At 34.0% G+C, this 24919-nt stretch carries 16 protein-coding genes and 2 pseudogenes; 4 read left to right on the top strand and 14 right to left on the bottom strand.

Annotated elements, in window-relative coordinates; translation table 11 throughout:
* Positions 1-76 precede the first annotated feature (76 nt).
* A pseudogene (locus tag MSBRW_RS17805) lies at positions 77-685 on the top strand (IS256 family transposase); the annotation flags it as partial.
* A gap of 753 nt (positions 686-1438) precedes the next feature.
* Here the strand turns inward: MSBRW_RS17805 and MSBRW_RS17800 are convergent.
* The 6 genes from MSBRW_RS17800 to MSBRW_RS17770 form a co-directional block, all read right to left on the bottom strand.
* A complete protein-coding gene (locus MSBRW_RS17800; protein WP_011306406.1) occupies positions 1439-2815 on the bottom strand; it encodes an ArnT family glycosyltransferase in 1377 nt (458 codons plus the stop codon).
* An 829-nt stretch (positions 2816-3644) separates the two neighbouring features.
* Positions 3645-4772, bottom strand: coding sequence for a DUF362 domain-containing protein (locus MSBRW_RS17795; RefSeq protein WP_011306407.1), 1128 nt, complete (start codon positions 4770-4772; stop codon positions 3645-3647).
* A complete protein-coding gene (locus MSBRW_RS17790; protein ID WP_011306408.1) occupies positions 4765-5721 on the bottom strand; it encodes a lysylphosphatidylglycerol synthase transmembrane domain-containing protein in 957 nt (318 codons plus the stop codon). Before MSBRW_RS17790 ends, MSBRW_RS17795 begins: the two co-directional genes overlap by 8 nt.
* Positions 5697-6344: a PHP domain-containing protein gene (locus MSBRW_RS17785; protein WP_011306409.1), complete on the bottom strand. Its 648-nt coding sequence runs from the start codon at positions 6342-6344 to the stop codon at positions 5697-5699. The genes MSBRW_RS17790 and MSBRW_RS17785 overlap by 25 nt, the downstream gene beginning before the upstream one ends.
* Positions 6345-6630: 286 nt before the next feature.
* Complete coding sequence (locus MSBRW_RS24400; RefSeq protein ID WP_048102686.1) at positions 6631-7998, bottom strand: ArnT family glycosyltransferase; 1368 nt, start codon at positions 7996-7998, stop codon at positions 6631-6633.
* Between the two features lies 1 nt (position 7999).
* Positions 8000-8956, bottom strand: coding sequence for a decaprenyl-phosphate phosphoribosyltransferase (locus MSBRW_RS17770; RefSeq protein ID WP_011306411.1), 957 nt, complete (start codon positions 8954-8956; stop codon positions 8000-8002).
* 593 nt (positions 8957-9549) lie between these two features.
* Between MSBRW_RS17770 and MSBRW_RS17765 the strand changes: the two genes are divergently transcribed.
* The 3 genes and pseudogenes from MSBRW_RS17765 (at position 9550) to MSBRW_RS21515 (ending at position 13661) form a co-directional block, all read left to right on the top strand.
* A complete protein-coding gene (locus MSBRW_RS17765) occupies positions 9550-10794 on the top strand; it encodes an IS110-like element ISMba7 family transposase (protein WP_048136577.1) in 1245 nt (414 codons plus the stop codon).
* Positions 10795-11136: 342 nt separating this feature from the next.
* Positions 11137-12381, top strand: coding sequence for an IS110-like element ISMba20 family transposase (locus MSBRW_RS17760; protein ID WP_011306413.1), 1245 nt, complete (start codon positions 11137-11139; stop codon positions 12379-12381).
* Between the two features lie 243 nt (positions 12382-12624).
* Positions 12625-13661 (top strand): annotated as a pseudogene (locus MSBRW_RS21515) (IS630-like element ISMba10 family transposase).
* Positions 13662-13669: 8 nt separating this feature from the next.
* On the opposite strand, the gene MSBRW_RS17745 reads toward MSBRW_RS21515, so the two are convergent.
* The 8 genes from MSBRW_RS17745 to MSBRW_RS17710 all read right to left on the bottom strand — a co-directional run bounded on the left by MSBRW_RS17745 (position 13670) and on the right by MSBRW_RS17710 (position 23962).
* The gene (locus MSBRW_RS17745; RefSeq protein ID WP_011306416.1) at positions 13670-14581 is read right to left on the bottom strand and encodes a hypothetical protein; all 912 of its coding nucleotides are present in this window, start codon (positions 14579-14581) and stop codon (positions 13670-13672) included.
* 39 nt (positions 14582-14620) lie between these two features.
* Positions 14621-15748: a DUF362 domain-containing protein gene (locus tag MSBRW_RS17740; RefSeq protein WP_011306417.1), complete on the bottom strand. Its 1128-nt coding sequence runs from the start codon at positions 15746-15748 to the stop codon at positions 14621-14623.
* A complete protein-coding gene (locus MSBRW_RS17735; protein WP_011306418.1) occupies positions 15741-16697 on the bottom strand; it encodes a lysylphosphatidylglycerol synthase transmembrane domain-containing protein in 957 nt (318 codons plus the stop codon). The genes MSBRW_RS17740 and MSBRW_RS17735 overlap by 8 nt, the downstream gene beginning before the upstream one ends.
* Positions 16673-17317 carry a PHP domain-containing protein gene (locus tag MSBRW_RS17730; RefSeq protein WP_011306419.1) on the bottom strand — a complete coding sequence of 215 codons (645 nt, stop codon included), beginning with the start codon at positions 17315-17317 and terminating at the stop codon, positions 16673-16675. The genes MSBRW_RS17735 and MSBRW_RS17730 overlap by 25 nt, the downstream gene beginning before the upstream one ends.
* A gap of 4 nt (positions 17318-17321) precedes the next feature.
* A complete protein-coding gene (locus MSBRW_RS17725; protein ID WP_011306420.1) occupies positions 17322-20030 on the bottom strand; it encodes a hypothetical protein in 2709 nt (902 codons plus the stop codon).
* Positions 19982-20944: a decaprenyl-phosphate phosphoribosyltransferase gene (locus MSBRW_RS17720; protein WP_011306421.1), complete on the bottom strand. Its 963-nt coding sequence runs from the start codon at positions 20942-20944 to the stop codon at positions 19982-19984. The genes MSBRW_RS17725 and MSBRW_RS17720 overlap by 49 nt, the downstream gene beginning before the upstream one ends.
* A 673-nt stretch (positions 20945-21617) precedes the next feature.
* Entirely contained in the window at positions 21618-22583 is a 966-nt protein-coding gene (locus MSBRW_RS17715) for a polyprenyl synthetase family protein (RefSeq protein WP_011306422.1), read from the bottom strand.
* Positions 22584-22618: 35 nt separating this feature from the next.
* A complete protein-coding gene (locus MSBRW_RS17710) occupies positions 22619-23962 on the bottom strand; it encodes an RNase J family beta-CASP ribonuclease (protein WP_011306423.1) in 1344 nt (447 codons plus the stop codon).
* Positions 23963-24919: the final 957 nt, after the last annotated feature.

Genomic DNA, 24919 nt, shown 5'->3' with positions numbered 1-24919 from the left:
AAATTAAACTGAATCATCTTTTCCAAGAATAAAGCGTTTAAATAACTGGTTATCTCAAACAATTTTTAAGGTCCCTAAAGCTCTTTTTGTAGTTGCTGGAATCCGAGATGACGGTTTACGTGAGATTCTTGGAGTAAGATTGGCAGACAGTGAAGACTCTCTATTCTGGGAAGGTCTATTCGAAGACCTTAAAGAAAGAGGGTTAAGAGGTGTAAAGTTAGTTGTTTCTGATGGTCATAAAGGGATACAAAAAGCAGTTAGAGAATCCTTTATTGGATCAAGCTGGCAGATGTGTCACGTTCATCTGATAAGACAAGTTCTAAAAAAGGTTCCAAAAAAGAAACAGAAAGAAGTATCAGAGAAAATAAAAGAAGCATTGGTAGACCGTCAGAAGTTACAGGATTTGATCAGAGAACTGGATAATATGGGATATAAAAGTGCAGCTGATACTCTTGAACATTTTCAGTATGATGTAATGAACTACATGCAGTTTCCACAGAGTCATTGGAGAGGAATAAGGACAACAAATATGATGGAGAGAACTAACAAGGAAATAAAAAGAAGAAGTAGAGTTGTGGGAGCATTTCCGAACCAAGAATCAGTATTGAGACTGGTAGTCTCAATACTGATAGACATTAATGAAGACTGGATTACAGGAAACAGGTATATAGTAATGGAGCAGTAATCAAAAAAGAAGAATAAGGGGTATATAGTAAAATTTACAGAAGATTAGGCACACTGCCTTCAAGTCCATCATGGCTTTTTTCAAGTAGGATTTTCTACTAAACGGACATGATATTCTTCGAATAACAGGCACAAAGAAATGAAAGTATTCTACTTTACCTTTCTTTGCCTATCGATCTCGTCATTATCCTGGGTAGTAAGGTTGTTCTAACTATGGTTTTTCAAACCATTGCTAAACTAATCAGTGAATTGCCATAGAAGGCTTAAATTTGATAAGGAGCAGAAGATTAAAAGGAGCGTTGGGAGCCAGTTTTATTTCGTACTTTCATGCTAAACGGACATGATATTCTTCGAATAACAGGCACAAAGAAATGAAAGTATTCTACTTTACCTTTCTTTGCCTATCGATCTCGTCATTATCCTGGGTAGTAAGGTTGTTCTAACTATGGTTTTTCAAACCATTGCTAAACTAATCAGTGAATTGCCATAGAAGGCTTAAATTTGATAAGGAGCAGAAGATTAAAAGGAGCGTTGGGAGCCAGTTTTATTTCGTACTTTCATGCTAAATAAAATCTTTTTTATGTAAAATTTGGTTTCCCATCATTATTTCAGTCGAATACCTAGCTAGCTTGCTGCGGGGATGGGAAACTTCCCCGGTAACCGTTGATGATAATGTGATTTCTCAATTCCATTTTCGGTTATTAACTTCTGCTCAAACTAAATTGTTTAGGGGTATTATTTCCTTTAACGGAATTTAGTGGTGGTGCGAACATACACCATTGCTTGCAGCTGGGTGCGCCAGCGCAACTTTGATTATATAAACTAAGTATGGGCTTGAAATAAGTATCCATATAAATATGATAGGAATGGTAGCTCGTACATAAACAAAAAAAACGATAGGTGTTGTGTACAAGAAAAAAAGACTACCTATTATAAAATTAGATATTTGTTTATTTTTAATTTGCCCTTTTGAATATATTAGTCCTCTTATACCAACGAGTTGGATAGCAATGAATCCCAGATTAATAATAGAACTGAACAACATTTCTGTAATATTTGAGTCTGAATGAGTTGTCAACTCAGATGGTAATCTTTGGGGAATATATAGTAATAAATCAATTTTTTTTAAACACAACGCGAAATAATCTGCTGGATAAGTAAAAATATAGTCTAATCCTTTCTTAAAACCCTCTCTACTTCTTAATATTTCACTATTATTCTCTTTAAGGCCATATGGGTCACAATACCTTCCTGTTGAATTATGATTATTGCCTATATAAAAATTCACTCCTCCATTAGTTGTAAGCGTTGGTTCTCCTAGTTTCGTATCTGTATATATAATCCAAGGCGTTATTACCAATAAAAGCGTGATTGAAAAAAATATGTATTTTTTTAGCAAAAATAAATATCCTTCACCTTTAAATGAATTGGCTGTGAGTATTAAATACAATGGAGGAACCCAAAAATAATTTGGCCTTGTTAACAATAATACTCCTGTAAGAAAGCCAATAATTAAAGAATATTTTAGCCTTTTCTCATTGAAATCTTTTATAATATAGTATAAAGATGATGTAAAAATAAACAGAGCAAAGGTATCAGACATTATTTTTGGAGATTCTAAGATAAGATAGGGATAAATAGCTATTAAAAAAAAAGATAAATATCCAGCTTTTTTCTGAGAGAATATGTACTTAGAAATTAAATATGAGATAATTCCCACATATGAACCAATCAGAATTAATAATAAGGATGCAATTATTATATTATGTCCAAAAATAAGATATATAATACCTAAGATAAAACTGATTCCTGGCTGCCAATATGTTGAAAATTCACCATTTGTGATCCCATTTATAGCATTCAGATCATAAGCTCTTGAATCGCTTGAAAGGTCAGATGGATCTAATGGATAATATGCAGGGGATAAAATTGCATATACTGAGATTCGAATAGTGAGAGCAATTAAAAATAAACATGCTAAGATTGTTTTTTCATTTATATATACCGATTTTAAAATTTTTAGATAAGTACTTTTTTTAATCAAAATTCTTATGAGTATCCATTGGAAAAAATTATCGACAATGCTGCAGTAAGCTTGTGTAACTTTTGCTAAATTATTTTTTAAATTCATATAGGTAGCCTTCTTTGTGTTTGAGTTATTTGTTGTAGTTTACGTGAACTTCTAATGTCGTACCTTATTGAGCAGTTGCATTGTTTAACCTCGTGACTATATATTGAAGTCTGTAACTTCTTTGAATTTTTGCCTGACTCCTCTCCTTCTATTTCATCATTTTCCTTTACAGAGTCTCTACTTTTCTTTTTTTCAAAAAAAAGAGCATATAGAGTTTACCAAGTTCTGTACTACAAATACTGTGAATACCCTAGTGTCGCGTCAACAGTAAAATGTCGTATCAAATCAATTGTAATTATTCGTAAGCGTTGAATCTTTGAAGATTGACGCAACACTAGAAGCAATCTATAAATCGAGAATCATTTGTCCATTTGCTATTATGTCGGCAACTCCATTATAGCCGAATTCTGTATTCGACTGATAATTGTTAGTTCGTAATCTAAAGGAAGCAATTTGGAGTTTTGGAAATCAGGTCTCACTCCTTAACCATCTAGGACATTTCAGAAACACTTTCATTGTGGGAGATTCGCTTGGAATTTTCCCCACGAAGAAAGTTTATTACTACGGGAGCGCAGAGGGTCACGAATACCCCATTCTTTAGATTGGGGATGAAGTGAACCCTCGCCTCTTTTTGGTTTCGTTTAAACCTCTGTACCGTTGCTTCTTTGTAAAGTAGGTTTCTTAGTCTCATGGTTACATAAGGTGGTAATGAAACTCTGCATCAAGAAAGTCTTGTAAATGGATACTTAACTATTCCCCAGAAACCGGGCGGGCGGCCCGAAGCATACCCCATCCTTTAGGTTGGGGTGGCCGCACGCAATTTGATTTATTAGTAAGGGTTCCACTCTTTTACTTCAGTATATTTAGGATAATTTCCGTATTCGTAGCTTTCAAATAGTTTTCCCCATTCGGTTTTCATAAATGTTTCAATATTCTTTTTCCCCGCAGTAGGATACCACAGTTTATCATGGTAAGTTTCGGATGCAAAGATAAATGTCCTGAAAATTGGGGAGTGAAATAATAAGGAATGAAGCCACTTTATACTTGATGTGCCCTTTCGAATCCTCTGATCCCATTTGACGACCGGACTTTTTTGGACTTCAAAGCCAAAATTGATCTTATTATACTCGCTTTTTTCCAGCCCTACAATTTCTATCTGGTCAGTATCACCCATTCCCAATCCTCTTTCATGAGCCATGTGAATATAATTTATATTTAAAGGGTCAAAACCCATCATCTTTGCAGCGACTGCATCGATAGCAACCTGATCGTCACTTGCCAGAATTAGATTTCCTATGTATGGAATCATTGTTCTTGGGCCAGCCCCATTTCCACATACAGTCCCATCCATAACTGCAAAAATTCCTTTATGGATCTCTTTCTGGATGGATAGAAGATCAACCAAAACTTCATGTATTTTTATATGGGCATGGTGTCTTCTTTTAGGGATCAGGCCTCCAAATGCATTTTTCATCGAACCAGTGGTCGTTGTATGTCCATGAGTTTTCACTGTTGGGAGGTGAATCACATTGCTTTCTATAAATGCCTCAGGAACGATTATTTCGTCAAATATATCGTACATTGCAAGCATTTCAGACTTCGGATTATAGGGTGTCCATTTCACATTTGTTAGTGGTTTAAATTCTGTATCATACTTTTTGAGTACTGGAAGCCATTTATTCAAGTAAGATCCTTTCCATGGATGGGTTACAACGGTCTGATTCTCCACTCCCACTACATTCTTGTATCCGTCATTTCGAAGCGTTTTTAATACTCCTTCAAGTTGCCAGGGAGGTGTCGAACAAGCTGGGTAATAAAGAGACCAGGAAAGGTTTATTTTTAGTACTGTCTTATTTTGTTTTGGAACTATTTTTTCATATTCTACAAGTCTCATCAATTTAGAGTAATCATCTGTAATGGTACTTGGATGTGTTTTTAGCACTGCAACTTTAGACATTTTTAACCCCGTTACCTAAATTTTCCTTAGCTCTCATAAATTTCTTTTTAAATATCACATGAACTGTAAATCCTAAAAGTGCTCCATACCAGAAGGATCCAAGTCGGAGAATCAGGGCTATTCCAACAGACAATGCTGGAGAAATACCGTTTAAAATTAAAAGCCCTGATATACCTGCCTCTGCCACTCCTATACCCCCAGGGACCATGCTTATTCCTCCTGCTAGGGAGGAAAAACTGAATATAAACGTTGAGAGTGAAATCTTTATGTAATGCCCAAAACCGATGACCACATAATAAAGCCCCATACACTCGAAAAACCACGCAAGAACATTCAACAGGGAAAGCGACACAAAGATTTTCGGCTCTGTTATTTTATTCATGGTTTCATGCATCAATTGCATATCAGTTGTATACTTACTAAATTTTTTCTCAAGAACTTTTTTCATTTTACCAGAAATTGACTGTGATCTTATGGCAATGTAAAATCCTATGCAGCAAATAGAAAGAACGATTAGAAAAGAAATTCCTTTTCTGTAGTAAAAAATACCCAGAAAAGAAAGAAGTACCAGACTTACTATATCGGTCACTCGATCCATAATTACAATAGGAAGAGTTTTGCTTAATTCTTCCCCAGAAATATCTTTAATAAGCCAGCTTTTCCAGATTTCACCTAGCTTGCCTGGAGTTACAATCATTGAAAGTCCACTGAAAAATATGAAGAGATTTTCTTTATAATCAAGGTGTAAACCTGTAGCTCTCAGAAAAAGATCCCATTTGATATACCTAATAAAATAACCTACTGTAGTTAGGCCTATCAAAAGGAGAAAGTACTGCCATCGGAATTCGGATATAGTAAGGGACAATTTTCCAACGTCAGCATATACTCCCATTATAATGTAAACTATAATTGTAAAAAGAACTATCATCCATATCTTATTTTTCGCCATCTTTTCAGTCCCTTGGTAAAAGCATGGTTAATAAACATTGATCGGCTTCCGAATATCTCAATGTTATTTTTAATTATCGCGTCTTGCAAATCTTCACTCTGGGTAACGATTCCCGCATTTCCAATTTCATTTGCAAAATGGGCATCGCTTCCAGCGACAAGTGGTAAGTTATGTTTATTAGCATATTCAACAGCTTTATCATTGTACTTTTGGAAAATACATCTGGAATTAAAGCCTTCTATACAGTCGATTAGAGAAGCACATTCTTCTTTTGGGTGAAGTGCTGAACGTCTCATTTCATCGAAAGGATGCGGAACGATTACAATTCCATTTTGAGCTTTGATTTCAGATACCACATTTATCAAATTATTTGATTTTATTTCTTCTGAAAGGAAAAGTCCAATAACTTCTCCTTGATCAGTCATAATTTCTGAACCTACTATTACCTTAAAATCTTTAGTTTCATACTCTATTGCTTTTAATCCTCCTTTTATCGTATTATGGTCGGTAATAGCAATTCCCTTCAAGTTTCTTTTAATCGCGGTTTTTACAATTTTCTTTGGGTCTAGAACACCATCTGAAGAATACTTCGAGTGAATATGTAGATCAAATCTTAAAGTCATGTTCTCTGCCTTTTTTTATCCACACTTCATAGCTCTCATCTTTTATGCATCTGGTAAACATATTACTAGTCATCAGATTTTCCAATATTTGTTCTTCATCTTTTTGTTTATTTGTTTGAATATAGAAAATAGTTCTATTATCTAACGATTTTTGTATTGCGTTTTCATTAATTTTTATAATATTATCGTTTAAATTTGAGTCAAGATAGTATTTCATCATATTAATGTCAACATTCGTATACAGAGCATAGGTATCAACATTAGTGTAGATTGGATCTAATTTATTTCAATTACTCTTCAAAAAAATAAACGAGTTGGATGTTGTAAAACTTTTAACTTCTGGGGAACTGTATCCTTTCCCATCTTTTTGATATATCAATAAGTACGAAGTTCTAATACTCTGAAATAATAAAAATAATATTACGAATGCAAAAAAGCATTTTTTTACTTGTAACTTGTCAATTCCGTATAAACATGAAATCATTGTATTATACAAGTAAAAAAATATTATGATTATTAAAGGGTACACTGGGAAAAGAAATCTTGTGCCAAGAGGATCAAAAGAAGAGATACATTTCAAAAACATTAATCCAAGAAGGTATAAAACCAGATATAGTATCACCGGTAAAATAACAATTTTTCTTTTACACAACAATATTTTATCTTTTATGGATCGATAGTTATCTATGAACTTAATTATGAGTCTAATCAGCAAAATGAATAAAATTATTGATACCAATATTGCTAAACTATATATAAAGTTAAAATTGAGATTTATTGAGCTGATAGAAATTTTGTTATGATAAATAAGAAGAATTAATTTGTAGAAATACATATAAAATGGATAGAAAAAATCCATTAAAATCGATCCGATAGGAACAATGAAAATATCTAAGAATTTCACTCTTAGTCCTGAAGTTGGGTAGACAGATCTTTTAAATAGAATGTTTCTCAAAAGCAAAATACTAACAGGGGAAAAAGAAATTATTGAATAAAGTAATAACACAACTCTAGAAGGGCGATTCTCTGTATAATGTCTGTATAAAAATACTAAAAATATTGAGATACCTAAAATGATTCCAAACCATCTTGTCAGGCACGATAGCATACAAAAGATAGAACATAAGAGGAGATTTCTAGTCCGATTGATATTTATATATTTTATACAGTAATAAAGTGAAGATAAAGAAAGAAAAGTAAAAGTCATCTCAGTCCATACATATGTACCAACATACCACGTTGAAACCATCGAAATCATAAATAGAATTGATAAGTAGCCAATTTTCCGATTATTCACTTCTTTTGCTAAGTAATAAATTGGAAATGGAAGAAGTGCCAAAAAAAGCAAAGAAACCATGCCACCAGCGGTGAGCTTTTCAAAGCCAAGGAGTAAAAACGCCGAAATTAAATATTCAAACAGTGGAGGACTTATTGTTGTTGCATAAGAGGCATATGAACTACTATGTACTTCTATAGGATAAAGTGCTCCCTCTGTGACGATTTTTTCTGCAACAGAAATATACCTCAATGAATCTACTGTAAGACCAGGAGTTATTTGGATTCCGATTATAAATATAAATAATGAAATAATAGAAACGATTATATATTCTTTTTTGATCAGTATTTCATTAGTATATTTTTGTAGTATTGACATTTCATAACCTCGATCCAAGCATTACAATTATTGAGGATCCCCACAAAACCATGCACGATAGCATTCCTTTATCTTTAAACAACATTTCTGGCTCTCCTCCCATATTTTTAGAATTAACGAGGAAGATATATCTGAACAATCCATAAATTATTAAGGGTATTGTTATCATCATCCAAGTATTACTTGTAAAAAATGTATAAAGAGAATAAGACATAATCAATGTACTGGTAACCACAGTCATCATTTTGTCTAGTATTTCTGGTGAATAATCACTCAGGACTTTACGGTGTTTGGTTGCTCCATTTTCCAGCAACATCAGTTCATTCTTTCTTTTCCCAATTGCTAGGACAAGTGCGGCTAAAAAGGTGCATACAATCAGCCAGGGGGAGACGGAAACTTTTATTGCTAAACAGCCTGCAATTGCCCTTAGTACAAAACCCAATGAAATAGTAATAACATCGATAAGAACAATATGCTTTAGAAATAAAGAGTATAAAACGATTAAAAGAAAATAAGCCAAAGTGACTCCTAAAAATTGAACGTTTATTAGATATGCTCCAGTAAATGCTGTGCAGAGCATAATAGCTACAAAAATGAGTGCATTTGATGTATCTAATTTTCCTGAAGCAATGGGACGATTACGCTTTTTGGGATGATTTTTGTCTTTTTCTTTGTCCATTATGTCATTAATGATGTACTCAGACCCAGATACTGTACAAAATATAATGAATGAGAAAAATACAGTAATCCACATATAAACGTGGAATAAGTTTAATGAAAAGATAATGCCTGCAAATAATACAAAATTTTTGTACCATTGTTTTGGACGCATTGATATAATAATTTCTTTGATAATTTTTACTTTTGTAATATATATAAACTGTGAACCCTTAAAAACCTTAAGGACTCTTCTCGAAATAAAGTAGACGCTTTTTAGATTATAGTCCACGATTTTCACAGACGTTCACCTTGATTTAATTTCATTTAATTATCAAACCTGATCAACAATAGTATACTTACCTATTTGCAAGAATTAAAAAACACATCCATAATCAGTTACTCAAAGGCACTACCAGTTTTTAAATGAAGAGAAAAGTATTACCTAGAGTTTTCAAGCTTTATTTTTAGATGGCATATCCAGAGTATGAATATATCTATTTGACAACCTACTATATAATACTATTCAAATTTATCTACTAAGTATATAAATAATAAATTAATTAACAATTTATATTATTTGATATTATTTATAAATATTTTAGGAAAAGAATAAAGTTATCTACTCAAAACAGTGAAAAGTGAGAGAAAACGCACATGATATTCTTTGAATAACACGCTCAAATCAATGAAAGTCCTTTTAACTTACCTTTTTTGTTTATGTGCTCCATCATTCTCTTAGGACAGTAAGGTTGTCTTCTCTTTGGTTCTTCGAAGCCGTGAAAAAACTAATCGTTGAATTGCCATCGAAGGCTCAAATGTGACCTTGATCACGGATGCCAAATTGCCTTTGAGGCAATTCCACTGTCCATGGAAATGATGGGGTAATATAAATTGGAAGGGGAAATAAACAAAGCTTGTGGTATAGACATTCACAAAATTTTTGTCATTGCTACTATTCTCAGCAGATCTGGGGAAAAACAGCTACAGCGTTTTGAGAGAGATGATGAGGGAATTTTATCCCTTAAAAATTGGGTAACATCAGAAAAATGTGATGTTGTTGCTTGTGAATCAACAAGTGACTTCTGGGTTCCAATCTATGAATCATTGATAGATCATCTGCCTGTTATAGTTGGAAATGCTCGAGATATGAAAGCATTTACACACAAAAAAACAGATAAGATAGATTCAGAATTCATTGCACAACTTGCATTGAATAATATGATTCAGCCATCAAGAGTTTTCCCAAAGAGGCACAGAGAATTCAGGTCATATGTTCGGCTCAGGTTAACTCTTGTAAGGAAAAGAACAGATATAAAAAATGAAGCTCATGCAATTCTATCTTCTGAAATGCTACGTCTAGGTGACGTACTGACAGACATTTTTGGAAAAAATGGTAGAGCAATTCTGTCAGGAATTGCTTCAGGTAAAAATGTTGATCAGATTATAGAAAGCCTTTCTCCAAATGTTCGGAAAAAAACTGCTCAGATAAGAGAGATTCTGGACAGAGAAATCTCTCAGAGTGCTGCAATCAGACTTCAGATCTGTCTAAATCTCATAAAACATCTGGATGATGAAATTGAAACTCTGGAAAGAGAAATTTTCAATTATGCTTATCAAAAGCATAAAAGAGAAATGGAAATTTTAATGTCAGTTCCAGGTATTGGAGAACTTGGTGCAGCAACTCTTATTGCTGAAATAGGAAATTTTAGTGATTTTCCATCGGGAGATAAACTTGCTTCATGGCTTGGAATAGTTCCGAATGTGTATCAATCTGCAGATAAATACCACAACGGTAGAATCACTAAAAGAGGATCAAAAGTAGCAAGATGGATTCTAACCCAGATTGCTCAAGCAGCAGCAAGAAAGAAAAATAGCAGGTTAAAAGAGTTTTTTAACAGGAAAAAGAAGTCAATTGGATATGCCAAGGCAATTATTGCCTTGGCAAAGAAAATTGCAACGATAATATGGCATCTTATCATAAATGATGAGATGTATGAAGATGAGACCGGGTACGAAAAAGGAGAAGTTAAAAAGAGGAAGATTGTTGAGACCGAGATATTTTCCGTTGATGAACGAATAAAAATAATGAGTGAAATATTTGCAATAACGGAAAAACAGAATGAAGAGAGCACGTGAGGAAGATTTCCTCATGTACTTTCATGCTAAACAAGGATTGAAACTTAAGAATCTGAGCATCACCACTTGCTGCATTCCAATTCGTGAGCAAGATCCACTAAAACGCACATGAAATTCTTCGAATAACAGGCACAAATAAATGAAAGTAGTTTACCCCACATTTTTTGACTATTGATCTCCTCATTACCTTGGGCAGTAAGGTTGTCTTGTTTTTGGTTTATCAAAACCGTACTAAAACTAATCAGTGAATTGCCATCGAAGGCTCAAATGTGACTTTGATCATGGATGCTAAATTGGCCTTTTAGGCAATTCCACTGCCCAAACCAAATTGGGTGATCTAATTTGATTGAAGTCATAAACAAAGCTTGTGGTCTAGATATTCACAAACTCTTTTTCATTGCTACAATTCTCAGTCTATCTGGTGAAAAACAACAGCAACGTTTTAACAGAGATGATGAGGGAATTTTAGCCCTTAAAAAATGGGTAATCTCAGAAAAATGTAATGTTGTTGCATGTGAATCAACAAGTGATTTCTGGGTTCCGATTCATGATTCATTGATAAATTATCTACCTGTAATAGTTGGAAATGCACGAGATATGAAGGTATTTACTCATAAAAAAACAGATAAGATCGACTCAGAAGTCATTGCGCAACTTGCACTTAATAATATGATTCAGCCATCAAGAGTTTTCCCAAAGGATCAGAGAGATTTTAGGTCATATGTTCGACTTCGGTTAACACTTGTACAAAAAAGAACAGATATAAAAAATAAAGCTCACTCAATTCTTGCATCTGAAATGTTAAACCTGAAGAATGCACTGACAGACATTTTTGGCAAGAATGGCAGAATGATCTTATCAGGAATCTCTTCAGGTAAGAGTGTTGACCAGATTATAGCAAGCCTCTCTCCAAATGTTCGGAAAAAAGCTGCTCAGATAAGAGAAATTCTTGATCGAGAAATCTCTCAAAGTGCTGCATTCAGACTTCAGATCTGTCTGAAACTCATAAAGAGTCTTGATGATGAGATCGAAGCTTTAGAAAAAGAAATTTTCAATTATGCTTATCAAAAGCATAAAAGAGAAATGGAGATTTTAATGTCAGTTCCTGGCATAGGAGAACTTGGTGCTGCAACTCTACTTGCTGAGATAGGCAACTTTAAGGATTTTTCTTCTGGAAATAAGCTTGCTTCCTGGCTTGGTCTGGTTCCTAATGTGTATCAATCTGCAGATAAATACCACAACGGAAGAATCACAAAGAGAGGATCGAAAACAGCAAGATGGATTCTGACGCAGATTTCTCAGGCAGCAGCAAGAACGAAAAATAGCAAGTTAAAAGAGTTTTTTAACAGAAAAAAGAAGTCAATTGGACATTCCAAGGCAATAATTGCCTTGGCAAGGAAAATTGCAACGATAATATGGCATCTTATCGTAAACGATGAGATGTACGAAGATGAAACTGGATATAAAAAGGGAGAAACTCAAAAGAGGAAGATTGTCGAGACCGAGATATTTTCCGTTGATGAACGAATAAAAATAATGAGTGAAATATTTGCAATAACGGAAAAACAGAATGAAGAGAGCACGTGAGGAAGATTTCCTCATGTACTTTCATGCTAAATAAATGAATATTTTTTCATCGACGTTGAGAATGTTAATTTTTGGAGTTTTAGTTCTTCGTCAATCCCTTTGATGACAGATGGCCAAGACATAAGTATTATGGGAAAGACAGCGTATTGGAATCTTCCATAATAATTCATTTCATCCGACATCAAAATCCAAATTATAGTTCTTAACGTAAACTATTACACATATTAGGTCTTATATCCCTTTATGGTGGGGAAGGAACAAATTATCATTGATAGAAAGGTAACTGTTGATGAACTTAACTCCTTGATTACTCATGAAAAGAACTCTAGAGTGCTTAAAAAACTTTATTTTGTCAAATTCAGATATTTAGGAGATTCTGTTGAAGAAGCTGCTATTAAACTTGGAGTTACTAAGAAAACAGGATATTATTGGCAGGAAGATTGGGACAAAGGCGGCTACACCGCCTTAATGCCACAATTTTGTGGGGGAAGAAGATCTAAACTTACCGATGAACAAATGATAAAATTAAGGAATTTACTGAATGAGAAGGATTATTGGTACCAGAGAAGTTTTGGAATTAATAAAGGAAAAATATGATGTAGAATATTCACAAAAGCAAATCGGAGTAATACTACATAGTTTTAACATGTATCATTCTAAACCTTATGTTCTAGATTACTGAAGACCACAGAACGCAGAAGACATTTTAAAAAAAGTTAACAGAAGCAATTCCAGAACATATTGGTTCAGATGAACAATATGTCATAGGTTTTCTGGATGAATCTTCACCACAAACAAAAGCTAATACACAACGTTTATGGTCTTTTAAAAAACCTTTGATGATAAAAAATACTGATTATATAAAGGCAAATGCATTTGCCTTTTATTCACTTAATGGAAATAATCTTATTGAATTCAAGAATTGTTCAAAGGCAGAAAACGTATGTGAATTTCTGGAAAAAATAGTGGAAAAAAACAAAGGAAAAATAGTTGTGCTTATACTTGACAATTCAAAAACACATCACTCAATAAAAACAGTAACAAAAGCCAAAGAATTAGGGATTATACTTGTGTTTCTACCACCATATTCACCAGATCTAAATCCTGTAGAATATGTATGGAAAACGATAAAAAGAAAAGTATCTGTAACATTTGTTCAATCTAAAGAACATTTAAGAAACATAATCAAAAACGAGTTTATTAGAATAGAAAACTCATTGTCATTTGCAAAGAGATGGATGGAAACTTTCCATCAGCAAATAAAAAGTGTAATTTGTTAAGTAAGGAACTATAGTATAAATCCAATTACTGGTATCAAAGAGAATATTGTTTGCTGTAGATTTTCTTTGGATCTCCCACCTAAAATAAATGCAGGAATAAAAGGATAAGAAAATATAACAAACGTACCTATTGATTGAGTTAATCCCCTGAGGTGAAGAGTAAAACCACCTTTTTTATAATAAGGATTAGGAAGTGGATAACCAAAGTATCCCCATCTCCATATAAAGTAAATGCTGCCAATAATCCCAAAAATTATCAAAAATGATAATACAATTTTTTTTGATTTTTTAAATCCAATTTTAAATAGAATAGCAATTAACATAAAAATAGCTAGAAATACCCCTTCTGGTCTAATCAAACCTAATATTAAACCAGAAACCGAAAATATAAGTGAATTGGAATATTTTGGATCTATAACTGCTTCATTTGCACAAAACCATGTAATTGCCGAAAACAATGCAAAAAAAGGAGTTCCAAAAAATACAGCTGTGTATATAAGTCCAGTCCCTAATATAAAAAATAATAAAGAAGTAAAAGCCATCCATCTACCTGCAAATAAAAATTTTCGAATGAATATATATATTATGATTCCTGTTAATATATGAGAACTCATATCAATTAAAAGTACTGAATTTTCAATTGAAAGTCCTGTTTTTGCTGTTATAGCTACGCAAATCATAAATAAGAAATCAGTCGCTCCATCTACAGGATGTTCGCCTATATTCCATACTATTCCATGTCCATATACAAAATTTTGTGAATATCGCATTAACATCGCAGCGTCTTCAAAAGGAGGCATTGATGAGTTGGTGAATAATAAAAAGATTAAAAGAGTAAATAAAATACATAATGTAATCAAATAAAAATCTAATCGATCAAAATTTCTAAAAACAGATTTTTTGTTTGTGTAATTGGTCATGAGTTCACCATAACATTTTATATTCGTTACAAAATATTATCAGTAAGGGTTCCACTCTTTTACTTCAGTATATTTGGGATAATCTCCGTATTCGTAGCTTTCAAATAGTTTTCCCCATTCGGTTTTCATAAATGTTTCAATATTCTTTTTCCCTGTAGTAGGATACCACAGTTTATCATGGTAAGTTTCGGATGCAAAGATAAATGTCCTGAAAATTGGGGAGTGAAATAACAAGGAATGCAGCCACTTTATATTTGATGTACCCTTTCGAATCCTCTGATCCCATTTGACGACCGGGCTTTTTTGGACTTCAAAGCCAAAATTGATCTTATTATACTCGCTTTTTTCCAGCCCTACAATTTCTATCTGGTCAGTATCACCCATCCCCAATCCTCTTTCATGAGCCATGTGAATATAATTTATATTTAAAGGGTCAAAACCCATCATCTTTGCAGCGACTGCATCGATAGCAACCTGATCATCACTTGCCAGAATTAGATTTCCTATGTATGGAATCATTGTTCTTGGGCCAGCCCCATTTCCACATACAGTCCCATCCATAACTGCAAAAATTCCTTTATGGATCTCTTTCTGGATGGATAGAAGATCAACCAAAACTTCATGTATTTTTATATGGGCATGGTGTCTTCTTTTAGGGATCAGGCCTCCAAATGCATTTTTCATCGAACCAGTGGTCGTTGTATGTCCATGAGTTTTCACTGTTGGGAGGTGAATCACATTGCTTTCTATAAATGCCTCAGGAACGATTATTTCGTCAAATATATCGTACATTGCAAGCATTTCAGACTTCGGATTATAGGGTGTCCATTTCACATTTGTTAGTGGTTTAAATTCTGTATCATACTTTTTGAGTACTGGAAGCCATTTATTCAAGTAAGATCCTTTCCATGGATGGGTTACAACGGTCTGATTCTCCACTCCCACTACATTCTTGTATCCGTCATTTCGAAGCGTTTTTAATACTCCTTCAAGTTGCCAGGGAGGTGTCGAACAAGCTGGGTAATAAAGAGACCAGGAAAGGTTTATTTTTAGTACTGTCTTATTTTGTTTTGGAACTATTTTTTCATATTCTGCAAGTCTCATCAATTTAGAGTAATCATCTGTAATGGTACTCGGATGTGTTTTTAGCACTGCAACTTTAGACATTTTTAACTCCGTCACCTAAATTTTCCTTAGTTCTCATAAATTTCTTTTTAAATATCATATGAACTGTAAATCCTAAAAGTGCTCCATACCAGAAGGATCCAAGTCGGAGAATCAGGGCTATTCCAACAGACAGTGCTGGAGAAATACCGTTTAAAATTAAAAGCCCTGATATACCTGCCTCTGCCACTCCTATACCCCCAGGAACCATGCTCATTCCTCCTGCTAGGGAGGAAAAACTGAATATAAACGTTGAGAGTGAAATCTTTATGTAATGCCCAAAACCGATGACTACATAATAAAGTCCCATGCACTCGAAAAACCACGCAAGAATATTCAACAGGGATAGCGAAGCAAAGATTTTGGGCTCTGTTATTTTATTCATAGTTTCGTGCATCAATTGCATATCAGTTGTATACTTACTAAATTTTTTCTCAAGAACTTTTTTCATTTTACCAGAAATTGACTGTGATCTTATGGCAATGTAAAATCCTATGCAGCAAATAGAAAGAACGATTAGAAAAGAAATTCCTTTTCTGTAGTAAAAAATACCCAGAAAAGAAAGAAGTACCAGACTTACTATGTCGGTCACTCGATCCATAATTACAACAGGAAGAGTTTTGCTTAATTCTTCCCCAGAAATATCTTTAATAAGCCAGCTTTTCCAGATTTCACCTAACTTGCCTGGAGTTACAATCATTGAAAGTCCACTGAAAAATATGAAGAGATTTTCTTTATAATCAAGGTGTAAACCTGTAGCTCTCAGAAAAAGATCCCATTTGATATACCTAATAAAATAACCTACTGTAGTTAGGCCTATCAAAAGGAGAAAGTACTGCCATCGGAATTCGGATATAGTAAGGGACAATTTTCCAAAATCAGCATATACTCCCATTATAATGTAAACTATAATTGTAAAAAGAACTATCATCCATATCTTATTTTTCGCCATCTTTTCAGTCCCTTGGTAAAAGCATGGTTAATAAGCATTGATCGGCTTCCGAATATCTCAATGTTATTTTTAATTATCGCGTCTTGCAAATCTTCACTCTGGGTAACGATTCCCGCATTTCCGATTTCATTTGCAAAATGGGCATCGCTTCCAGCGACAAGTGGTAAGTTATGTTTATTAGCATATTCAACAGCTTTATCATTGTACTTTTGGAAAATACATCTGGAATTAAAGCCTTCTATACAGTCGATTAAATGAGCTTCTTCATCAGTAGGGTACAGGGCAGAGTGCCTCATTTTGTCGAAGGGGTGAGGGATAACTACTATGCCATTTTGAGCTTTGATTGTTGAGATTACTTCTATTAGATCTGTAGATCTAATTTCTTCTGAAAGAAATAAACCAATAACTTCTCCATTATTAGTCATAATTTCAGAACCAATGATCACTTTGAAATTTTTGGTTTCGTACTCTTTTGCTTTTAATCCTCCTTTTATTGTGTTATGGTCAGTTATAGCAATTCCGTTGAGCCCCCTTCTTATTGCGACTTTTGTGATTGTTTTAGGGTCCAAGATACCATCCGATGAATATTTTGAGTGAAGATGGAGGTCAAAAATAAACATTTTATCATCTAATCGCTTCTATGTGTGCCCTTAATTTGTGGTTATCTGGATTGTACCAAATTGAATATTCAAAATAATCAATCGCTGACGAAAAGTCTCCTTTTGCTTCACATAAGTTTCCTGTTGTTTCATATAAATTAGCCAATTTAGATTCAGTATCTCTTAATCTAGTATTTATTTGAGTGTCAGTAGTCTGGAGGCCAGTAATTGGCTTTAGCAACTGATTTGCCTCTTTCAGATTATTGTTAGCAATTAACATATTAATAAAATTTAGTTCACTATTTAGATAATTATAATAATAGGTTTCATAAAGAGGAATGTCAATTCCCTTTATTATTCGCAGTTCTTTTTTAGCTACGCTATAATTTTGTTTTGCCATATTAATTTTAAATTTATTTACGTGCTCATATAGCACAGAACTATTTTTTAAACCAATCGTAATGTTCTCCAAAAAATTTGATTCCATTATATTATCTGGATAAATCACTTTTATCACTAAAGAGTAATTACCATCTGGAATATTTTCTGGATAAATCACTTTTTTATCTAGAATTACTAGGTTTGTATCCCATCGACTAGGAATATAGTATCCACCCGTGAGTTTATGACTATCGATTAAATAATCTCCAGAAGAGCCATTTAAATATACTTCAATAGTATGATTGTCGATAATCTTAGAATTTATGTTAGGATTTTTTATCCAATAGGTGTTTAATTCTATTTCTCCTTTCGGAGAAAAAATAGTACTACCAGTATCAAAATTTTTTAGATTCAATCGATTCGTAAAATTATTAATTGAATTTAAATTTTGCGATGCAAAAATATCTTTTCTAATATAATAACCAACTGGAACATTAATTCCTTTATATTTAACAATCCCAGGACCTTTGATAAGTACATAATTCTTATTAAATTGGTCATAAGAAAGAATGTTAGTTATTTTTGACCAATAGTGATGTGTTTCAATCAACGCAGGATTTTCAATATCAAATACATAATGTCTGAAAAACCCAGGTTCATAACCATTGTGGGCTATTGGAACACTTCCCAATCTGGCACTATCAATAATAGTATAATTTTTTGCATAATACGAAGTTGCTCCTAAATCTGGAACCACATAAGATATTTGTTTAGGATTAGAAGCATAATGATTTGTAATTAAGTAACTCCCTACTTCATTACCAAAGTCAGCGTGTGTTGCCTTAATATCCCAAAATGAAATCATATCTACATTTCCAGAATTATATGCCATCTGCAAAAAAAATAGTATCAAAATAAAAAGGACAGCTACACTAAATATTTTAGAGATTCTCGTATGATTATGATTACTCAAATCACTGATCTCACTATGATTATAATTAACCATCAAATTAGTTACACTTTTAAATATTTCAGTAGAAATTATAGGCAATGCAATTAGAACAGGTGTCAAAAATCTTGCATTTCCCCATGTTCCACCAGATCTGAAAATGTAAACCACATTTGCAAAAATGATTACTGTAGAAAAATAGATTACACTGTTCTTAAATGTGTATCCGCAAGTTAATTTTAGCATGGATATTAATTTGTTTAAATTGTTATCAAATAATAAATATCTAATTCCTATGAATGCTAGTAATAGGAGTGAATCGATTTCTACAAAGCCTACCAGTAATAAAAACGAATCAGAGCTCGGGAAAAATGACAAAAAAGGATTTTCTTTGAAGAAATAATAGGAATTTAATCCTAATATAATTAAAAGATCAAAAAATGCTAGAGTTGAGAAAATAAATTTGATTTTTCTGGCACAGTTTCCTTCAACATATTTATCTGAAAAATAAATATAAAAGTATAACAATACTAATGTTAATATAAATAATGAAAGATACGATATGACAAAATTGAAAAGATAATATCCTCCTTCCAAAAAGCTTCCAATATATGATGGATTGATTTTAGCATAGTATGTATTTGGAAAAACCCATGAAAATAAATAATATCTAAATGCTATGAATAAACAATAAAACATAAAAAATAACGAAAATGATACTGCTATTTTTTTGTAGGATTTGTTTATCACATAATTTCTTAAAAATATCCCACAATAGATAAATATCGCAAAAATAACTCCTTCTGGTCTAGTTATGGAAATCAGTCCCGAAAAACAGGTTAACAATACAATATCTTTTGATTTTTCATATTTTAATGCTCCTAATATTAAGCCTGCAGTTGCAAATCCATATAGTATATTTTCTAATCCAGCCACTCCCCATAAAATAAACTCTGTCATCAGGGATAATAAAAGTGGGCTTAATAAATTCATCCAACTTGTTTGAGATGGTATTTTTTCTCCATATAAATTATTTATCTTATACACAAAAAGGAGGACAATCAATCCTATTACCCAGTTTAATATTTTTGAACCAATTGGTATATCAATACCAAGCCAGTATATGAAAGCGTAAATCGCCATTAAAGAAGGATTAGAATAAGTTTCTACTGTTTCAGCATATTTGTCAATTGAAAATCTACCATACTCCACCAAAGTTTTCGATGCACCAAATGTTATACCTGCATCATCAACTATGTAATTCCAAAAAAATAAGTAATGGAAAGTATAAAGTAGAGCTATTATGGCAAATATTACTAGAATGATTATTTTTTCTTTTTTAATGATAACACCTTCTAAAATAAGCTGTTTTTGTATTGTATAAAGATGATTAGGAGCATCCACAGAACTATACACGTGGATATTCCATTATCTTTAAGCAATATTTCCGGCTCTCCTCCCATATTTTTTAAATTAACAAGAAAAGTATACCTAAATACTCCATAAATTATAAAGGGTATTGTTACCATCATCCAAGTATTACTTATAAAAAATGTATAAAGAGAATAAGACATAATCAATGTACTGGTAACCACAGTCATCATTTTGTCTAGCATTTCTGGTGAATAATCACCTAGTACTTTACGATGTTTGCTTGCTCCATTTTCCAGCGATATAACTTCATGTTTTCTTTTTCCAAGTGCAAGGATAAGCGCGGCAAAAAAGGTGCATACAATCAGCCAGGGGGAAACGGAAACTTTTATTGCTAAACAGCCTGCAATTGCCCTTAGTACGAAACCCAATGAAATAGTAATAACATCGATAAGAACAATATGCTTTAGAAATAAAGAGTATAAAACGATTAAAAGAAAATAAGCCAAAGTGACTCCTAAAAATTGAACGTTTATTAGATATGCTCCAGTAAATGCTGTGCAGAGCATAATAGCTACAAAAATGAGTGCATTTGATGTATCTAATTTTCCTGAAGCAATGGGACGATTACGCTTTTTGGGATGATTTTTGTCTTTTTCTTTGTCCATTATGTCATTAATGATGTACTCAGACCCAGATACTGTACAAAATATAATGAATGAGAAAAATACAGTAATCCACATATAAACGTGGAATAAGTTTAATGAAAAGATAATGCCTGCAAATAATACAAAATTTTTGTACCATTGTTTTGGACGCATTGATATAATAATTTCTTTGATAATTTTTACTTTTGTAATATATATAAACTGTGAATCCTTAAAAACCTTAAGGACTCTTCTCGAAATAAAGTAGACGCTTTTTAGATTATAGTCTACGATTTTCACAGACGTTCACCTTGATTTAATTTCATTTAATTATCAAACCTGATCAACAATAGTATACTTACCTATTTGCAAGAATTAAAAAACACATCCATAATCAGTTACTCAAAGGCACTACCAGTTTTTAAATGAAGAGAAAAGTATTACCTAGAGTTTTCAAGCTTTATTTTTAGATGGCATCTCCAGAGTATGAATATATCTATTTGACAACCTACTATATAATACTATTCAAATTTATCTACTAAGTATATAAATAATAAATTAATTAACAATTTATATTATTTGATATTATTTATAAATATTTTAGGAAAAGAATAAAGTTATCTACTCAAAACAGTGAAAAGTGAGAGAAAAGAGAAGAAAACCAATAAAAAGTATACAATAGATATTTTAGCTAAGTAAAATTATATAAAAGAATATTTCCAAGATATGAATTCAAAGCAGTATCATACCTCGGAGCTGTAACTTATGTTCCACTTTTTAGACGCATAAACTTCTTATGATATCGAATTTTGTATTTCAACTTCGCACATGAAACGAAGGCTAAAATTTCTAAACCACAATCATTTGATCTATCAGACTTGTGGAGTTAGACATCTGCGCCTAAAACTTGGGAACCCGAATTATAATGTTTGCGACAATAGCCAAGTTAAATCAAGTTCTGGAATAAACTCAATCAGTAGTTTCTTGAGATCATATAATCGGCAATCTGAAGGAGAAGCTCTTTTTCCGGGCAGTCCCGCAAGACATCCAGTTTTGCTTTGCCTTCATTGATATATGAAATTGCAAGGTCCTTTACATAATCAATTGATCCACACTCGGTTAAAATCCGGACGGCTTCGTCGGTTTCTTCCTGAGTAGCTTCCCCTTTTCCGAAAATGTCCAGTTTCACACCTTTTTCGAAAGCGTCGATTACAATAAGGGTATGTTTTCCTTCCATAAGGTCGCTGCCTCTTACTTTACCGAGCACTTCTTCCGGGGTGACCATATCCAGAACATCATCATACATCTGGAACCCAATCCCTATAAAGCGCCCATACTCGGATAAAGCTGCAGCAATCTCATCAGAAGCTCCTCCAAGAAGAGCTCCGATCTTGGCTGCAGCTGCATAAAGGACTGAGGTCTTTTTTTCCACCATCTCAATATATTCAGCTTTACTAACCTTTTCCCTCTTTTCAAAATCCATATCAAGCCACTGGCCTTCGCAGATTTCGGTACAGGTTTTTGAAATAACATCCATACATTTTAAAATCCTTGCCGGCTCATTTTGAACTTTTGACAGGATCTCAAAAGCTTTAGAATAAAGAGTGTCACCTGCAAGAATCGCTCCGGCATCACCCCATATCGTGTGGACTGCAGGCATCCCTCTACGGATGTCATCCTTATCCATTATGTCATCATGGATCAGAGTGAAATTATGTACAAGTTCCACGGCCACCGCTGCAGGTAAAACCGATTTGAGGTCCGAGCCTGTAGCTTCGGCTGCCAGAATAAGAACTGCGGGGCGGAGGCGCTTTCCCCCTGCGTCTACCAGGTAGCGAGAAGCTTTATATAGTTCCTCTGGATGGGCTACCGGAAGCAGTTCGTCAATTGCGGCGTCAACATGTACACTTCTTTTTTTAATCTCATCAACTAACGTCATAATTATCACGAGGTACGGAATAGATTTCCTATCAGTTATTCTTCTATATATAACACTTCACCGTTTCTGAGAAGGTGTACTGTATCTCCGAGTACATACCCGGCATCTTCCGCCATCTCGATGTAGTGTCCGTGCATCTCCATATCTCCATGGGCAGGAATTACATGTTCAGGATTCACCATACGCAAGAGTTCCCAGTGGTCTTCCCGATATGCGTGCCCTGATACGTGCACATTGTCATAAATCCTGGCGCCCCGCATCTTGAGCTTGGTCTCAAGGGCATAGCGGTTAGCCTGAGTCATGGGACTCGGAATCACGTTTGCAGAGAAAATAACCCGATCTCCTGGCTCAATTGTATATGGAGTTTCCCCGTTTGCAATGCGCACAAGTATGGAGCCTGGCTCTCCCTGGTGTCCGGTGACGATTGGCAGGTACTTGTTCTTTCCTTCCTGGATAATGCGTTTGAGAGCTCTATCTACATCTTTCCTCTGTCCGTGCATCTCGACATTGGAAGGCAGTTCCAGATAGCCAAGGTCTTTAGCAGCTCCAACATAGCGTTCCATTGAACGCCCCAGGAGCACAGGAATCCTGCCCATTTCCTCTGCCGCTTCAATAATTGCTTTTAGTCTGGGAATGTGGGAGGCAAAGGTGGTAATAATCATCCCTACTTCGGACTCTTCTGTTCCAAGCAGTACGTCCCTGACCATATCCTTTGCGATCTTTTCCGACGGAGTTTTACCTGAACGTCCGGCATTCGTGCTCTCTACAATCATTGCTATAACTCCTTCTTTCCCGAGGCTTTTAAGGCGCTCGAAATCAGGAGCTTCCCCCATTGTCGGAGTGCGGTCCAGCTTAAAGTCGCAGGCGTAAAGGACCGCCCCAATTGGAGTGTGAACTGCTGCAAGCACACAGTCAATAATACTATGCTGGACGTTGATGAACTCAATGGAAATATCTTCCGTAACCTGGTAAGTTCCGCCCGCATTTAATGGAATAACCCTGTTGCAAACCTCAAACTTGCGTTCGGCTTCGATCTGCTGTTTGATAAGAGCCGTTGTATAGGGTGTAGAGATAATTGGGGCATTATACCTGTGGGCAAGTTTTGGAATTGCACCTATGTGGTCAAGGTGCCCATGAGTACAGACAATTGCCCGGACAGTTCCATTGATTTCTTTCATAATAGTATCATCAGGAATTGCTCCCATCTCAATAAGTTCGAGAGAATGCATTTTATCAATTTCAACATCCTCATGGATCTGAACCCTATCGAGACGAAGCCCCATATCCAGAATGATGATATCTTCGCCTACAATGACTGCAGTCATGTTACGGCCCATCTCATTGTAACCGCCGACTGCAACAATTCCTATTTCAGTCATATTTTTACCTCTTATTTATTTTTTTTATCCTTGTGAACCCCAATCCTTAGAAAACGGATCAGGTGATGACCTTAAAATGATAGCCGCGATGTGAATGGTACAGCATAGTATAGAGTCTAACACAGAATTAGCCTTAGAGCAGCCATACCCAACCCTGTTGCAGGAATAACTCCACTCCCGATGAGACGAATCAGGCTACATCTCTTGCAGAAGAATTTTACTTTAATATATCTGTTTATATACAGATACTCAAATGTTTGTCAAGCACGCTCCAGAATTGCCCCAGAACTGCCTTTAGACCCTCTTCTCTTTATATACACATTTCTTAAAGGATTCTATCTTTCCAGATCAAACAAAATCTGCTATTATTTCAATTAACAGGAGTCTTTACGTGCTCTTCTCTTATTGGCTAGTATTTCTTAAGAACCTGATTTCAATCAACCCTGTAAAGTTAGATTTCCGCCTTTAAAATGCTTTGAAAACATCCGCTTTTCTATTTTAGCCGATTCTTCTAGGCTTATTTAGCAATCTGCTTTGTTATAGTTGGGGTTTTTTTATTCCTGGTTTTGGTATTGGGGCTTTTTCATACTTGGTTTTCTGGTTTATTCATGGCTTTATTCTGGTTTATCTAACTAATTTCTGGTTTTATTCAATCCACTCTGATTTATTCTGACTTATACTGATTTATTCTGACTTATTTTAATTTACTATGATTTATTTTAGTTTATTCTAATTTATTTTAATTCTATCCCAGCTGCTTCTCATCAACCTATTCTCATCTGGATAATTCTATCATGATAACCTCATCAGGTGATTCTAACCTTCACCAGAAAATCCCTGAGTTTACAATTATCATAATAATTCTATTTCTATAACGAAATTCCTTCATACTAAGTAATTTCAGCCTGAATAACTGTGAAAGAACTCTTTAGTTTAATTGATTTTACAATAATTCTA

Source organism: Methanosarcina barkeri str. Wiesmoor, from assembly GCF_000969985.1.
Taxonomy (GTDB): domain Archaea; phylum Halobacteriota; class Methanosarcinia; order Methanosarcinales; family Methanosarcinaceae; genus Methanosarcina; species Methanosarcina barkeri_B.
The sequence above is the reverse complement of the archived record's forward strand: the minus strand, read 5'-3'. Positions and strand labels throughout refer to the sequence as shown.

Bases quoted from the DNA above. Each gene is read 5' to 3' on its own strand.
- MSBRW_RS17800 (WP_011306406.1), bottom strand. From the start codon at position 2,815: ATGAATTTAAAAAATAATTTAGCAAAAGTTACACAAGCTTACTGCAGC.
- MSBRW_RS17795 (WP_011306407.1), bottom strand. From the start codon at position 4,772: ATGTCTAAAGTTGCAGTGCTAAAAACACATCCAAGTACCATTACAGAT.
- MSBRW_RS17790 (WP_011306408.1), bottom strand. From the start codon at position 5,721: ATGGCGAAAAATAAGATATGGATGATAGTTCTTTTTACAATTATAGTT.
- MSBRW_RS17785 (WP_011306409.1), bottom strand. From the start codon at position 6,344: ATGACTTTAAGATTTGATCTACATATTCACTCGAAGTATTCTTCAGAT.
- MSBRW_RS24400 (WP_048102686.1), bottom strand. From the start codon at position 7,998: ATGTCAATACTACAAAAATATACTAATGAAATACTGATCAAAAAAGAA.
- MSBRW_RS17745 (WP_011306416.1), bottom strand. From the start codon at position 14,581: ATGACCAATTACACAAACAAAAAATCTGTTTTTAGAAATTTTGATCGA.
- MSBRW_RS17740 (WP_011306417.1), bottom strand. From the start codon at position 15,748: ATGTCTAAAGTTGCAGTGCTAAAAACACATCCGAGTACCATTACAGAT.
- MSBRW_RS17735 (WP_011306418.1), bottom strand. From the start codon at position 16,697: ATGGCGAAAAATAAGATATGGATGATAGTTCTTTTTACAATTATAGTT.
- MSBRW_RS17730 (WP_011306419.1), bottom strand. From the start codon at position 17,317: ATGTTTATTTTTGACCTCCATCTTCACTCAAAATATTCATCGGATGGT.
- MSBRW_RS17715 (WP_011306422.1), bottom strand. From the start codon at position 22,583: ATGACGTTAGTTGATGAGATTAAAAAAAGAAGTGTACATGTTGACGCC.
- MSBRW_RS17710 (WP_011306423.1), bottom strand. From the start codon at position 23,962: ATGACTGAAATAGGAATTGTTGCAGTCGGCGGTTACAATGAGATGGGC.